At 59.8% G+C, this 14,422-nt stretch carries 13 protein-coding genes; 6 read left to right on the top strand and 7 right to left on the bottom strand.

The annotated features are described in order from the left end of the window. Nucleotides 1-59: 59 nt before the first annotated feature. From purH to NW805_RS07195, 4 genes are all read right to left on the bottom strand, one after another. Nucleotides 60-1,793 (bottom strand): bifunctional phosphoribosylaminoimidazolecarboxamide formyltransferase/IMP cyclohydrolase, encoded by a 1,734-nt coding sequence (purH, locus tag NW805_RS07210; protein WP_414422100.1) that lies wholly within the window; start codon nucleotides 1,791-1,793, stop codon nucleotides 60-62. A 152-nt stretch (nucleotides 1,794-1,945) separates the two neighbouring features. After that, nucleotides 1,946-2,737: a serine O-acetyltransferase gene (gene cysE / locus NW805_RS07205; protein ID WP_414422099.1), complete on the bottom strand. Its 792-nt coding sequence runs from the start codon at nucleotides 2,735-2,737 to the stop codon at nucleotides 1,946-1,948. Between the two features lie 136 nt (nucleotides 2,738-2,873). After that, nucleotides 2,874-4,367 (bottom strand): hypothetical protein, encoded by a 1,494-nt coding sequence (locus NW805_RS07200; protein ID WP_414422098.1) that lies wholly within the window; start codon nucleotides 4,365-4,367, stop codon nucleotides 2,874-2,876. A 180-nt stretch (nucleotides 4,368-4,547) separates the two neighbouring features. Beyond that, nucleotides 4,548-5,450, bottom strand: a complete 903-nt coding sequence (locus tag NW805_RS07195; protein ID WP_414399646.1) for a 4-hydroxybenzoate solanesyltransferase — start codon at nucleotides 5,448-5,450, stop codon at nucleotides 4,548-4,550. Nucleotides 5,451-5,820: 370 nt separating this feature from the next. Here NW805_RS07195 and NW805_RS07190 point away from each other — a divergent pair, with 370 nt between their 5' ends. Beyond that, entirely contained in the window at nucleotides 5,821-6,564 is a 744-nt protein-coding gene (locus NW805_RS07190; protein ID WP_414422097.1) for a response regulator, read from the top strand. Here NW805_RS07190 and NW805_RS07185 read toward each other — a convergent pair. From NW805_RS07185 to NW805_RS07175, 3 genes are all read right to left on the bottom strand, one after another. Next, on the bottom strand, nucleotides 6,561-7,943 hold the full coding sequence (locus NW805_RS07185; protein ID WP_414422096.1) for a CCA tRNA nucleotidyltransferase: 1,383 nt from the start codon (nucleotides 7,941-7,943) through the stop codon (nucleotides 6,561-6,563). The two genes, NW805_RS07190 and NW805_RS07185, sit on opposite strands and share 4 nt — an antisense overlap. 145 nt (nucleotides 7,944-8,088) lie before the next feature. Continuing rightward, nucleotides 8,089-9,123, bottom strand: a complete 1,035-nt coding sequence (hemH, locus tag NW805_RS07180; RefSeq protein ID WP_414422095.1) for a ferrochelatase — start codon at nucleotides 9,121-9,123, stop codon at nucleotides 8,089-8,091. 267 nt (nucleotides 9,124-9,390) lie between these two features. Continuing rightward, nucleotides 9,391-9,858: a hypothetical protein gene (locus NW805_RS07175; RefSeq protein ID WP_414422094.1), complete on the bottom strand. Its 468-nt coding sequence runs from the start codon at nucleotides 9,856-9,858 to the stop codon at nucleotides 9,391-9,393. A gap of 278 nt (nucleotides 9,859-10,136) precedes the next feature. On the opposite strand from NW805_RS07175, the gene NW805_RS07170 reads away from it, so the two are divergent. From NW805_RS07170 to NW805_RS07150, 5 genes are all read left to right on the top strand, one after another. After that, nucleotides 10,137-10,661 carry a Tic20 family protein gene (locus NW805_RS07170; RefSeq protein WP_414422093.1) on the top strand — a complete coding sequence of 175 codons (525 nt, stop codon included), beginning with the start codon at nucleotides 10,137-10,139 and terminating at the stop codon, nucleotides 10,659-10,661. Nucleotides 10,662-10,753: 92 nt separating this feature from the next. Then, nucleotides 10,754-11,305, top strand: coding sequence for a cyclic pyranopterin monophosphate synthase MoaC (gene moaC / locus NW805_RS07165; RefSeq protein ID WP_414422092.1), 552 nt, complete (start codon nucleotides 10,754-10,756; stop codon nucleotides 11,303-11,305). Beyond that, entirely contained in the window at nucleotides 11,299-13,209 is a 1,911-nt protein-coding gene (locus NW805_RS07160) for a hypothetical protein (protein WP_414422091.1), read from the top strand. Before moaC ends, NW805_RS07160 begins: the two co-directional genes overlap by 7 nt. Then, nucleotides 13,203-14,207, top strand: coding sequence for an alpha-E domain-containing protein (locus tag NW805_RS07155; protein ID WP_414383389.1), 1,005 nt, complete (start codon nucleotides 13,203-13,205; stop codon nucleotides 14,205-14,207). Before NW805_RS07160 ends, NW805_RS07155 begins: the two co-directional genes overlap by 7 nt. Before the next feature lie 16 nt (nucleotides 14,208-14,223). Beyond that, nucleotides 14,224-14,367: a hypothetical protein gene (locus tag NW805_RS07150; protein ID WP_414422160.1), complete on the top strand. Its 144-nt coding sequence runs from the start codon at nucleotides 14,224-14,226 to the stop codon at nucleotides 14,365-14,367. Nucleotides 14,368-14,422: the final 55 nt, after the last annotated feature.

Here is a 14,422-nt window from a genome sequence, read left to right as displayed (position 1 = left end):
GATACTCCCTACTCTTTGTCTCTCTTGGGAAGATTTCTCTCTTGAGCAGAAAGGCGGGCTCAGTGCAGAAAGTGACGTATGCCGGTGCAAACCATGGCAATACCGGCAGCGTTGGCAGCAGCAATGGAATCGGCATCGCGGATGCTCCCCCCCGGCTGGATGATGGCGCGGATCCCTGCTTGGGCAGCCATCTCCACGCTGTCGGCAAAGGGGAAGAAGCCATCGCTGGCCAAAACAGCTCCTGCTGCTTGGGATCCCGCCTGCTGGAGAGCGATCTCCGCTGCTCCCACCCGATTCATTTGTCCGGCTCCGATGCCAAGCGTCTGTCCCTGCTTGGCGACGACAATGGCGTTGGATTTCACATGTTTGCAGACTATCCAGGCAAATTCCAGATCCGCCCACTCCTCCGGTGTGGGCTGGCGCTGGGTGACCACTTGCCAAGAAGGGGGGCTGTCGGTTTGCGTCGGTTCCTGGTCGCGACAGCGTTGCAGAGCAACAGGTGAATCGGCGTCTTGCACCAGAAAGCCCCCGGCCAGGGTGCGGATTGTTTGGGCAGGCCCCACACACAAGTCCGGCAAGATCAAGACCCGCAAGTTCTTTTTGACTGACAGTAGCTCAGCCGCTTCTGGAGTGCAATCGGGAGCCACCACACACTCCAAAAAAGGCTCCACCAGCCGTCGGGCGGTCTCTGCGTCCAAGGGTTGGTTGAGGGCGACGATGCCCCCAAAGGCCGAAACTGGATCAGCAGCCAGGGCAGCCTCGAGGGCGGCAGCCGGCGATGGGCGAATGGCCACCCCGCAGGGGTTGTTGTGCTTAACCACCACCGCCACCGCTTGTTCAGGTTGCAAGAACTCCCTCCGAGCAGAGCCAGAAGACACAGAGCCCTTCCCGTCAGTGGGCCGCGTCGCATCAGCATTGCGGAGTAACAAGGTTAACTCTGCCGCCAGGGCACGGGCCGCCTCCAGATCCAGCAGGTTGTTGTAGCTCAGCTCCTTCCCCTGCAACTGCTTAGCCCGGTGCCAGCCGGGGGCAGCCGGATCCGTCACATACCAAGTGGCAGCTTGATGGGGATTTTCCCCGTAGCGCAGGCGTTGCCACAGGATCCCTTGCAGTTGAAACCTGTCTTCAGCGGCAGCTGCGGAGGACTGGGAGGGACCTGCTAGCTCCAGGCGAGCCAGGTAGGTGACGATGGCGCGGTCGTAGGCCAGCACCTGCTCAAAGGCCCGACGAGCACACTGGAAGCGAAACGCCAGCCGCTCTGTTTCCCCATAGGCCCCGGAGAGCAGTTGCAAATACTGGGGGTACTGGCTGGGATCCGTCAGCACCGTAACGTAGGGATAATTTTTGGCTGCCGCCCGCGCCAAAGTGGGCCCGCCGATATCGATCTGCTCAAAAGCTTCCTCCAGAGACACTCCTGCCTGGGCCACTGTCTGTTCAAAAGGGTAGAAGTTGACCACCACCAGTTGGATGGGAGGGATCCCCAGCGCCTCTAGGTCTGCCCGGTCTTCGCTGCATTCCAGGCGGGCCAAAATGCCGCCGTGGATGCGGGGGTGCAGCGTCTTCACCCTTCCCCCCAAGATTTCCGGCGCGCCAGTGTGGGCAGAGACAGGGGTGACCGGGATCCCAGCTTCTGAGAGCGCCTTGGCGGTTCCCCCACTGCTGAGCAGTTGAAAGCCATGCTCTTGCACGAGGGACTGGGCCAGCGGGATCAGTCCGGTTTTGTCGGATACACTCAACAAAGCCAACGGTACAGAATCCTGTTCGCGACAGCGTTGCGCAGTAGCAAGGGGCATTGGAGGCGTTATCCAGTAGAGAAGGGCCCAGAGGAAAAAGCTGGCCGGGATACCCAGCCCAGCGCTCTCACAGCATACCCCGAAAGCTGAACCCTCTTGTCCAGCCACCTGGTTCAGACAAATCTTCAGATCGTTCGCATCAGCAGGACGGATCAGGAATATTCTGCTTCGCCTCTCACCTGATCCTGCCGGACCTGTTCCCGCTCCCGGTTAAGGCGGGCCACCTGGGCTTCCAGATCTTGGATACGGTGCAGCAACTGTTCGATAGCCCGTCCCACTGGGTCAGGCATGAGATGGTGATCCAGGTCAATGCCATGGGCGGGGATGCGGCGCTGATGGGGCGGGATGACCGCACGGCCTGGGATCCCAACCACCGTCATGCCGGGAGCTACATCCTGAATCACGACCGCGTTGGCTCCGATACGAGCTTTTTCCCCAATGCGAACCGGCCCCAGAATCTTTGCCCCCGTGCCGACAATCACCCCATTTTCCAGGGTGGGATGACGTTTGCCCTTGTTCCAAGAGGTACCCCCCAAGGTGACCCCGTGGTAGAGGGTAACATCATCGCCAATTTCTGCCGTCTCACCGATCACCACCCCACAGCCGTGGTCAATGAAAAAGCGCCGCCCAATCTTGGCTGCCGGGTGGATTTCAATCAATGTGAAAGAACGAGCCAAGAAGCTGAGCAGCCGCGCTAGGAAAAACCAGCGCCGTTTCCACAGCCAGTGGGCGATGCGGTGCAAAAACAGAGCATGCACACCGGGATAAGTGAAGATGACCTCCCAGCGATTGCGTGCTGCCGGATCCCGATCGAAGACACAATCAACATCCTCCCAAAATTGCTGCCAGAACCCCAGTTTTGGCTCCGGCTTGCCAGCAGGGAGAGAATTGCCCTCCCCCATTTTGGGGCTTTCCACCGCCGACTGCTCGGCCTCCGTCAGCATGAATGGTCTCCGTTTAGGAACCTCCACTCCCCTTTTAGCACTTTTTGCCGGCAGCAAGGAGAGATCTCCAATCGCGCCAAGGGAGCTCCTCGCGCAACTCTCCACTGGGTCGAGCTCAAGCAAATTGCCTTCTGCCCTAGCCTTTACTCAACTGCTGAGCCACCAGTTCTCCAATGGCTTGCGCGGCTCCCGGCCTTCCCCCCAGCCGCTGCAGTTCTGTCTGCATTTGCTGACGGCGCTGGGGATCTTCCAGCAGAACTCGCATTTGCTCGGCCACGGCCACCGGGCGCAAATGGCCCCGCAACTCTGGCACCACCTCTCGCCCCGCCCAGATGTTCGGCCAAGCCAAGTGGCCCAGCCAACGCAGAGCAATCCTATTGAAGACGCGGGCCAGCCAAGTGCCCAAGCCCGGAAGGTGGGCCAACAGGCCGAGGATCCCATCCCAGGCGCGCATTGCCTCCAGCTTGTTGGTGGGGATCACCACGATCATCGGCACCCCCAAATAAGCCAGCTCGGCGGTGTTGGCGCCAATGGTGGTCAGACAGAGATCGCAGTTGGCCAGCACAGAATAGGCGGGGAAGCTCGTCCACAATTGCACCGTGCTGCCAAAGGGGGTAACAAACTGGGATCCCAGATTGGTCTGCTCCAGAATGGCTGAGGTGCCATAGATCAAAGCCATATCGGGATTGAGCTTGGGATGGGCATAGGCTGCCAACGACTGGGGGGTTTGTCCTGGGGCCACCGGGATCACAAAGCGGACATTCGGCAGCATCTGTCGCAGCTCATCGGCCACAGCCAACACCAATGGCACCCCCAAGGAGAGCTTGGCTGGCTTGGAGCCTGGGAGCAGCCCCACCTGGTAGTGGGTGCGGTTCTCATCGCTCAGACGCTGCCAGCCGCGCGGTAGCAATTCTTCATCGGTGAAGCGGTTCCCCACTCTCTCTGGCGCAGTTCTTACAGGCTCCCCCTCGCCGATGGAGCTGGGAGATGCATCTTGGAGCAGGCCAAAGGCTTGGGTTGGGGAAGAAAAGCCTGCCGTGGGTTTGGAGGCAGCGGCAGGAGATCTGCTGCCAAGCCAGCCGGAAAGGGGCACCCCCGGCAAATAGACAGCGCTGGCTACGCCATCCGCCATCAAATCCCCGACAACGTGCATTTTGTGGGCCCAAGGGTGGCCCAGCAGCCGTCCGCCATCGTAGCGGCGTTTGATTGCCTCGGTTCGCACGGCGAAAGCATGTACCCAAGGCCGCCAACGGGGTTGATGCTCAGCATAGACCACCAGCCGATAGCGCAAGCGGCGAGCAATCCAGACGGCAAAAAACTGATCCCCCCCCAGAAACAGCACCACCCCTCGCTTGGCCCAATTCCAGGCTTCTTCGGTTTGGCCAGTAAGCAAAAAAGCCAGAAAAAAATCGGGATCCTGCACCCGATCCACGTCGACGAACGCTTGCGCTATCTTCATCTCTTGCCCGGAAGCATGGGGGCAGGGGGACAGCACCAGGGAGAGGCGTGCCTGAGGCAGTTGCTGGCGCAATTCCATCACCACCGGACGCACCCAGGTGGTCAGCTCTCCAGGGCCGTTTGAGAGAATAAGAATGTCATAGGGAGGCTCACCGCTGCTCAGTGGGGCCATCGGAGGCTGGGATCCTGCAATTAGTCGTCTCATTCTACCGTTTGCCCATGGCCCTGGGCCGATTCCTGCCAGTCCGGAGATTTGTCGGGATCCCTTCCCAAAGAGGCAGCCCCAGCGTCGGCTGAGGGGCAAGGCGTTCTTCAGAGAGGCATCTGGCCATGCGAGAGGCCAGGGGATCCCTCAGGCCAGCAGGGACCCGCCGATCATCCCCGCCAGCAGAATAAACCCTTGCACCACATTTTGGCCGAAGATGGCCAGGTACAAGGTGGGAGAGGCATTCCTTTGGTGGAGCTGCCAGGTTTGCCGGCCCCAGAGGACAGTGACGATGGCCAAGCTGACAAAATAAACTCCATGCAACCGTAGGCTGAGGCCTACCCCCAACAGCGCGATGGCAGTGCCCAAAAAAAATAGCCCTACCGCCGTCGGCGTCCGCTGCCCGAAAAAACGGGCGCTGGAATGGATCCCGGCCCGCTCATCGTCCTCCCGATCCGCAAGAGCATAGACGGTATCAAATCCCAGTGTCCACAACACCGTGGCCAGCCACAGCCAGCCCAGCCCCTCTTCCCACAGGGGTGTGTTGGCATCTTGGCCGCTCACCGCCGTCCAACTGATGAGCACGGCAAATCCCCACGCCAGAGCCAGCACCAACTGCGGCACCGGAAACACCCGCTTGGCCCCCGGATAGAGCAGGATCACCGGCACCGCCGCCACACAGAGGGCAAAGCTAACCGGGTTGAGAAACAGCGCCAGCCCTGCCGCACAGGCCAAACTCACCACCGCCATCAGGATCCCGACGCCAACGGTCAACTCCCGGCTGGCCAACGGGCGATGGCGGGTGCGCTCCACCAATGGATCTAAGTCCCGATCCCAAAGATCGTTGATGACACAGCCCGCTCCGCTGGCGGCCAAACTGCCCAGAATCAGGATCCCGACCAACGGCCAAGGGGGCGTTCCCCGTCCGGCCAAAAAAGCTCCCCACAGCGCCGGGATCATCAAAATCAATCGCCCTGCCGGCTTATGCCAGCGCAACAGCCGCAGAATGGCTCCGCCAGTGGCCCAGAGTGCAGAAGGGGAAGCAGACATAACCGGTTTCCGGCCAATCGCGACAGCGGGACGGAGTCCTTAAAGCGTGAGTTGCCGTTCGCGGGAGGGGTGCAGAGCACCATGAGGCGTGGGTAGGGGCGGCTCCACATTAGAGATCTTAAATCAATCATCCTGAATTGCAGGTTTTTGGAATCCTTTCGGTTCCATTCGCCGTCTCAAGGCCCTGTGCAAGTCAGTCCGCCCCTGTTCTCTTTATTGGCCTGCCCTGGAAGTTTGATATCCTATCGGGGGGCTGCTGTTGACGGTGGCGGCACTTGCCCTTCTTCCCCTGTGAGGCAGTGATTGCTACGTGACCCGCTCTGCTCTGGGGGGTTGAGGCCGCAAATGCGCAGGCGCGACGGAGTTCTGTATGGAAGCAACCCTCTCCATGACCGGTTCACTTCCTCAAGCCAAGGAAGCTGCTCCCCATCTGGAGACCCTGCTGGTGGTGGAGGACGAGGATGCCATTCGGGAAACGGTTGCCCTGGCTTTAGAAGAGCAGGGGTATCAGGTTTTACAAGCCGCCGATGGTCGGCAAGCCCTTGAGTTGGTGCACACGGCGGAGCGGCTGGATTTGATGATCCTGGATTTGATGTTGCCCAGCTTGAACGGTTTGGATCTATGCAGGCTGCTGCGCAGGGAGGGCAACACGATTCCCATCCTGATGTTGACGGCCAAAAGTAGCGAAACCGACCGGGTGGTGGGCTTGGAACTGGGGGCCGACGATTATCTGACCAAGCCCTTCGGCATGCGGGAGCTGATCGCCCGCTGTCGCTCGGTGTTGCGTCGGCAACAACTGGCCCAAGCCAGCGATGCCACGGTGCTCCGTTACGGGGATCTGTGTATGTTTACCCAGGAGTGCCGCGTGTTGGTGCGGGGCGTTGAGGTGAGTTTTTCCCCCAAGGAATTTCGCCTGTTGGAGCTGTTTATGTCCAATCCCCGCCGCGTTTGGACGCGGGAACAGCTTCTGGAGCGCATCTGGGGATCCGACTTCATGGGCGACAGCAAGACCGTCGATGTGCATATCCGCTGGCTGCGGGAAAAATTGGAGCTGGATCCCAGCAACCCAGAGTATTTGGTGACGGTGCGCGGCTTCGGCTATCGCTTCGGCTAGTCTTTTTGCTGGCCACGCCACCGGCGGGCAAAAGAGAGCGCCTCGGCACGAGTTTGAATCTGCCCCCAAGCCTGCGCCTCCTGGAGGTCTTGCAGCAACTGGCCTACCCAGGGGCCGGGTTTGGCCCCCAAGCTGTGCAGCAGATCGCGGCCATCCAGCAAGGGCACCAGATGGGCCAGGGGATCCTGGGGGTCTTCGTAGCGTTTGAGCCAAGACTCTAGCTTTTGAGGGTCGCCGCCCGTAGCCACCGCCAACAGCGCCAGGCCACCAAACAGGGATCCCGCCTGTTGATAAAGCCGCCACTGTTGCGCAGGGGTGGGGGAGTCCGTCAGGAGAAGCTGAAGCTGAGGCAGAAGATGGTGTAGCTTTTGGATGGCCCGCATTTCCGCTCGGCTGAAGCGCAGCCGCTCCAGCTCGGTTTCCACCCTTTCTGCCGTTCGCGTCAGCAAGACAGAGTCCTCAGTTCCCGCTGGATCCCACAACAAGGCCGCCAGCACCACTGCCAACAGCCTGCCGCGCCCTTCGCGTGAGGATGTCAAGGGCTGGGCCAGCTCTGCCAGCGTGCGGGGATACAGCGGTCGCCAGCGTTCGGCCCACTCCCACACCGCCTGAGCTTGAGGGAAGCCCGGACTTTCCGGTTTCAGGTGGGGCAGCCAAGCCTGCAGCAACCCCGCCGCCACCGCCCCCTGTAGGTGAGCCAGCCCGGGGATCCCTGCCTCCAAGAGGGCCACTACCTCTGCCCGCACTCGTTCTGCCGCCACGTTGGCCAAAAGGGGGGCCCGCTCCCGGATTGCCTCTTGCGTAGCCGGATCCAGCCCAAACCCCAGTTGAGCTGCCTGTCGATAACCCCGCAACAGCCGCACCGGATCGGCGCTGAGGTTGTCGGGGTGGATCATGCGCATCCGGCCCTGGCGAATATCGGCTTGTCCGCCCGTGGGATCCAGCAGTTGCTCCCGTTGCAGATCCAAGGCCAGGGCATTGCAGGTGAAGTCCCGCTGCTCCAGATCCGCCTCAGGGGTGGATCCCACCTGCAGCCCCACGTCCACGGTCAACTTTGCCAACACAATGCGGGCAATCTGCCGTTCGGGATCCAACACCACAAAGCCCGCCCCCAACCGCCGTGCCACTGCCGCTGCCCAGCCCACGGGATCCACAGCGCACATCAGGTCCAAATCCACCGACGCTGAGGACTCCATCCCACCGTCGCGAGCGGGATCCCCAGCAGCACAGCTCCGCAGCCAAGCCAGGTAAGCATCCCGCAGGGATCCCCCTACCCAATAGCTTTCCTGCGGCAGCCACTCTTGGGGGAAAGGCAGCCGTTGGTAAAAATAGGTCAGCAGCCACTTCGTCAGCAAGGCTTCGCTCGGGCTTAGGGTCATTCTCAGTCAAAACTCCATGAAGATGAGACACCTGGGGTGGTAGGAGAACGCTTCTGGGGGTATGAAGTCAGCGTCCTCGTCTGGTCGCGTCAGCGTTGCAGAGCAACAATGAGCAGAGCAACAATGAAATGCCTGGCGTTCTTCCCTACCGCTCCAGCAGCGAGCTGCCCACAGCAGCAGGGACAAAGGCAGGAGCTGCCAAGCCCGGAGTGAGCAGATGAGGCCGCACCAGCGCCGCCAAGCCAGCAATGAACAGAGGGTCGGTATTTAAGGCGGGCACACGGCGAAAATCGGCAATCCCAGCTCGATGGGCCAGTTCCCGATACTCGATGTCGATCTCCTGCAGGGTCTCGATGTGCTCCGACACAAAGCTAATCGGCACCACCAGCAACTGCTTCACGCCTCGGGAGCCCAACTCCAGGATGACCCGTTCGGTATAGGGCTGCAGCCACCGCACCGAACCCACCCGGCTTTGATAGGAGAGGGTGTGGTCATTGGGGCGTCCCACCTGCTGCCAGATCAGCCGCACGCAGGCTTCCATTTCCTGTTGGTAGGGATCCCCGGCCTCGGTGACATAGCTTTCGGGAATGCCGTGGGCGCTGAACAGCACATGCACCCCTTCGGGAGCGGCAAATCCATCCAACTGTTCCCGAATCCCTCTGGCCATCGCCTGCACATACTGGGGCTGATCGTACCAGGAGCAGATCTGGCAGCGCTCGATGCATGCCAGCTCCGGATCTTCAGCCCAGAGCCGATCCAGCAGCTTAAAGCTGGATCCCGTCGTGCTGATGGAATACTGCGGGTAAAGCGGCAGCACCACCAAGCGGGTGATCCCATCCGACTTGATCTGCTGCACCACCGACTCGATCAACGGATGCCAGTAGCGCATGGCCACATACACCGGCACGTCATAGCCCTCAGCCACCAGGTGGGCCTGCAGTTCTCGCGCTTGCTCAGCAGTGATGCGCCGCAAGGGGGATCCCCCCCCAATGGCCGCATAGTTGCGACGGGATTTCTCGGCCCGCAGCATGGAGATGGCCCAGGCAAAGGCCCGCTGCAAGAAGGGAAATGGCAGGCGGATCAGCTCAGGATCGGCGAACAGATTGTAAAGAAAGGGCTGCACATCAGCCTGGGTCTCTGGCCCCCCCAAGTTCAGCAGGAGCACGCCGCTTTTGGACATAACAAGGCTCATTGCGTTGGCGGTGCGGAGCACCATATTCTTCTTTATCCACTGTAGGGGCTCTTATCCCCCAGCGGGAAAGTGACCTTAAGTTTTTTTGCAGTCTTTCTCAGCTTTCCCCTCAGGAGAAACCACCCGCACCCAAACCTACAAGTCCAATCCGGAGACTCCGTCCCGCTGTCGCGAACAAAGTCCAAAAAGGGATCCCCACCCACTGCAGGGATCCCCGGCATCAACACCCCATTGCCGCTAAGGAGCAGAGCGGTGTTAAAACTCTCGACCTCGGTAAACCCGCTGCAGGGCCGGAGTGACCGGATAGCAATCGACATCGGCCAGGCTCAACTTCAAGCGCAGCGCATTGAGAAGTCTCCAGTAGGGGGGCACAAAAGCCTTTTCAGGGATGGGTTGGACGGCAGGAGAGGGATCCCCAGGTCGGGCAACCGTCTCCATGGGGCAGCCGCGGTAGCGGAGCGGACGGGATCCGAGGTGAGCTGAGCGCAGATCTCGGCTGGGATCCACCGTCAAGCCGCGAAACTGGATCGCCCCCGGACGAGAGGCTTCCCGATAGCGCAGATAGCCTGCCCACACCTGGGCAATCCACTCCGGCAAAGCTTCGGGCCGAATGTGATAGCGCTCCGGCAACAGACGGTCGTTGAGAAAACCCATCAGCCCAGACCAAACTTGCCAGAGGAAAGCTCCGACAACGCCAGCAGCGGGAGACGATGAAATCTTCATGGTGGAAGCTGAAAAATGTAAAGAACCCAAAAAACCGGTATGCAGCCAGGACTTGCCGTTGATTATACCAGCCCAGATGCATCGGAACGCTCACCCTGAACCTTTTGGCCTCGAGTTTTTCTGCTCACTGGAAAGCAGAAGCCGGCTTGCGGCCAAGCGCGTTGAGCCACCCAAATCCATCGACTACAATAGGCCCAAGGCTTGGGTGTTGCTTTCTCTCTCTGAATCTTTAGCTGGTGGGGATCCTGGAAGCGCACCGACAAGCAAACTTCACTTCAATGACCACTGCACCTAATAGGGATCGACGGATTATGACCTGGCGCGGCGACATCACTCCCATCAATCGGCTGTGGGGATCCCTTCCCTACCTTCTGCCTTTGGTATCGGCTCTGCCCTTGGGCTTTTTGCCCTCTGGGCTGTTTCAATCTTTGCCAGGGCTGATCCCCATTTTTGCGCCTCTGTTTCGTCTGGTGCCCCTGGCCACGGGCTGGCTGGGAATGGGGGTGTTTTTGGCTCTCCTGTTCCTGGTGATCCGCAACACCCGCGTAGCCCATTTTGTTCGCTTCAACACCATCCAGGCGCTCTTGCTCAACATTGCCTTGTTCTTGGTGCAGGTGCTGATGCAGGCGTTTGGCATACTCTTCGGCAACGTTGGCCTGGCAGCGATGGTCAGCATTTTGGCCACCACGGCTCTCTTGGGGGTGATTGCCATCACCGTCTACGCCTGGGTGCAAAACATTCGCGGCCACTACGCCGAGGTGCCGGTGCTCTCTGATGCCGCCTATGCCTGGATTCGCTACTAGTTGTCAAGTCCCTGCGGGTCTGGTTGCCGATTTGCCGACCTCATCGGAGCCTAAGCCAACTCTTCAGCTCTCAAGGATTGTGGGAGGCCGGGGTGCCATCGGATTCGAGTTCTAGTCGCGCCAGCAGGACAGAGTCCTTTGTTGGGCAAGCCCTCACCCACCTGGACGCCTCTGGCCGAGCACAAATGGTGGAAGTGGGACACAAGCCCATGGTTGCCCGCTTGGCCACTGCCCAAGGACAGGTACGCATGTCAGAAACGACTTTGCAGGCTATTCTGGCCGGTCAAGGGCCCAAAGGGAATGTGGTGGAAACGGCCCGCCTGGCCGGGATCATGGCTGCCAAGCGCACCGCCGATCTGATCCCGCTGTGTCATCCTCTCCCCTTGAGCAGCGTCACTGTGGATCTGGATCCGGATCCCCATCTGCCCGGCTTTCTGATCACCGCTACAGTAAAAACCAACGCCCAAACAGGGGTGGAGATGGAGGCTCTGACGGCTGTTTCCGTGGCCGCCCTCACCCTGTACGACATGGCCAAGGCCCTGGAAAAGACGATGGTGATCGAAAACATCCGGCTGTTGCGCAAGTATGGGGGGAAGTCTGGGCCTTTCGAGGCAGAGGATCGGGATAACGCCGAGAAATGCTGAAAGCTTTGCAACAACCAGAGAGGGGTGTTGGGCTAGGGTTGTTGGTGGGCATTGGGGTGCTGCTCTGGCCCATGCTGCACCAGGGCTATCCCATGACTCACTCCACTCACTTCAACCTCAGTTGGGCCTTTCAGTATCAACGACAGTTTTTCGGCGGGCAGTTTTACCCCCGCTGGCTGGAGTATTCCAACTTCGGCTACGGCAATCCCACCTTTGCTTTTTATCCCCCTCTGTGCATGGTGGCCCCTTTGCCGTTTCGCCTGCTGGGGCTGGACATGCCCACCTCTTTGGTGGCCAGCATGGGCTTGGCGATGGCAGTCTTTGGCGCAGGGCTGTATGCCCTTCTCCGGCAACTCATCCCCTGGGCTCTGGCCCTGGTTTTGGCTCTGGCGGGTATGGCCGGCCCCTATTGGCTGGTGGATATCTATCAACGGGGGGCAATGGGGGAAGTGTGGGCCATTGCTGTCTCTCCCTGGATTTTCTGGGCCTCAGTCCAGGTGATCTGCCGGCCCCAGTCCCTTTGGCCGATTGTGGCCTTAGCCATTAGCTACGGCCTGTTGGCCCTATCTCACTTGCCCACTTTGCTGGTCTTTACGCTAACTTGGCTGCCTCTGCCTTGGGTGCTGGGCCGCTGGGATCCCCTCTGGCCCAGGGTGGGGCGCTGCTACTTGGGGTTTGGGCTGGGGCTGGGGTGGACGGCGTTTTATCTGCTGCCAGCCTTTTGGGATCAGCGCTTTGTCCAGGTGGACTTCGTCAATTTCGTCGAAGAGTACATGCCCCAACATCGCCTGATGCTGAGTGGGCTAACCCGGCTCCAGCCGCAACTGACGCAGCACTGGTTTGAAAGCGGCCTGGTAGGGTACTGGCTCTGGATGGTAGCCGTTGTCTTGGGTGTTGGAATCCTGATTCTCCCAACTTGGCTGGCCTGCAGGACAAGGGGGATGACCCCGATCCATTCCGTTCGTGCTGGCGAGACGGAGTCCCATGGTGCCTTAGAATCCTCTGCTCCCCTGGCCAAAGCGATCCTGCTCTACAGCTTGGGGGCCAGCTTGGTGGCCTTGCTGATGATGACGGATCTGCTGGGTTGGCTCTACGAGTGGGTTTTGCCCCTGCGGCGCATTCAGTTTTCTTGGCGCTGGATGGCGGTGACGGCGGTAACCGTGCCCTGGCTGTTGGGATCCCTGGCCGCCTGGAGGTGGGGGCAAAAGGGCTGGAGGATCCTCTTGATTGTGGGGATAGGTCTGGCAATGGGGATACAAAGCTGGCAGGGCTGGCAGGTCTTGTCCAGAGCCTGGTTTGACCCGCAAACCATCCAGACTTTTCAAGAGCTGTCTGCCGCCAAGCAATTTCCCAACGAGCCCCAGGAGCGACCGGGCATTGCTTTTCTCCACATGCACTGGCGCTTTCCCGACGGGCTGGCGCTGGTGGATGTGCTGGAGTACCGGCCTCGCCAGGCAACGCTGCCCATGCCGCCCCCAGAGGTGGATCCGCTGCTGCGGTGGCAAGGCGACATGGTGAACTTTGGACGAGAACAAAGCGATCTGGAGCCACTGTTGGAAGTGGAGCAGTGGCGCTATGGCTACCGTCGTTTTCGGGCCGTTAACCCCACCGATCAGGATCAATGGGTAGTCCTGCGCACTTTTTACTACCCTGCTTGGCGGGTACAGGTGGATGGTCGCCTCACGTCTGCTGAGCACAGCGGAGTGGGGCTGTTGCAGGTGCGGATCCCACCGGGGGATCATCGCGTGCAGGTGCGCTATCTGGGTACTGCAGCCGAGTGGATGGGGTGGATCTTGACCGGCCTGACGGGGGTGCTGCTGGTGAAGCTGCGGCGGCTGCTTCGTTTGTTGAATTTGAACGGAGCACAGAGACAAGACACTCCAGAGGAGGCAACAGCATGCTGAGTCGCGTGGCCGATTCCATCTACTGGCTCAACCGCTACGTGGAGCGCGCCGAGAACATCGCCCGCTTTATCGATGTCAACCTAAACCTGATTCTCGACTCGCCCAGCGGCACCGCTCAGCAGTGGGATCCCATCGTCTACACCACCGGGGATCAGGAGCTGTTTTACCAACGCTATGGCCAGGCAACCCAAGAAACAGTCATCCAGTTCCTGGCTTTTGATAGGGATTACCCCAACTCCATCCTTTCCTGTTTGCGGCTGGCGCGGGAAAATGCCCGCTCTGTGCGGGAGGTCATTTCTTCAGAAATGTGGGAGCGGGTCAACCGCTTTTATTTGATGGTCAAAGAAGCGGCTCAGCAAGGCCCCCACCTGAGTCAGCTCCATGATTTTTTCACGGAAGTGAAGCTGGCCAGTCACCTATTCGCCGGGGTGATGGATGCCACCATGACCCACGGGGAAGGTTGGCACTTTGGCCAGATTGGCCGTCTTTTGGAGCGGGCGGACAAAACGGCGCGCATTTTGGACGTTAAGTATTTTATCTTGCTGCCCTCTCTGCAGTACGTGGGCACGGCTTTGGATGAGTTGCAGTGGATTGCTTTGCTGAAGTCGGCCAGTGCTTATGAAATGTACCGGAAATACAGCCGCCAGCACCGCATCAATCCCAGAGAGGTGGCCTCTTTCCTGATTTTGGATCGGCAATTTCCCCGCTCCATTCAGTTTTGTCTTATTCATGCGGATCGATCCCTGCACCAAATCACCGGCACCCCAGCCGATACTTGGCGGGATCCCAGCGAGCGAGCTTTGGGCCGCCTGCGTTCTGAGCTGGACTACCTGACCATCGACGACATTATGGAGCAGGGCTTACATGAGTTTCTCGACAAATTGCAGCTACAAATGAACCATGTTGGCGATTGTATCTACGAAACTTTCTTTGCCACTCGCCCCTTGCAACCGTCTGAATCCCCTCTACTCTCTCAACGTCAAGCCCAACTGACATGAACGGCCTCGACTCTAAATGCAACGAGAAAAACAGGACACCTGGCCAATTGGGCTGGATCGGCAGCCGACGGGAGTAGATGAGGCAGCCTTTATTGCCGCCAATGCCACAGTAAACTACCCGACCCTGACTGCTTCGCAGTACGGAGCGGGCTTTCAGTAGCCCTGAGCCTGCTCTGCTCTACCAGAGAACAAAACAGGCCCGAACCTCTAGGCTG

The organism is Synechococcus sp. W60.1 (assembly GCF_047461575.1).
GTDB lineage: Bacteria > Cyanobacteriota > Cyanobacteriia > Thermostichales > Thermostichaceae > Thermostichus.
Note: the sequence above shows the minus strand (reverse complement) of the source record. Positions and strands in the feature narration are given on the sequence as shown.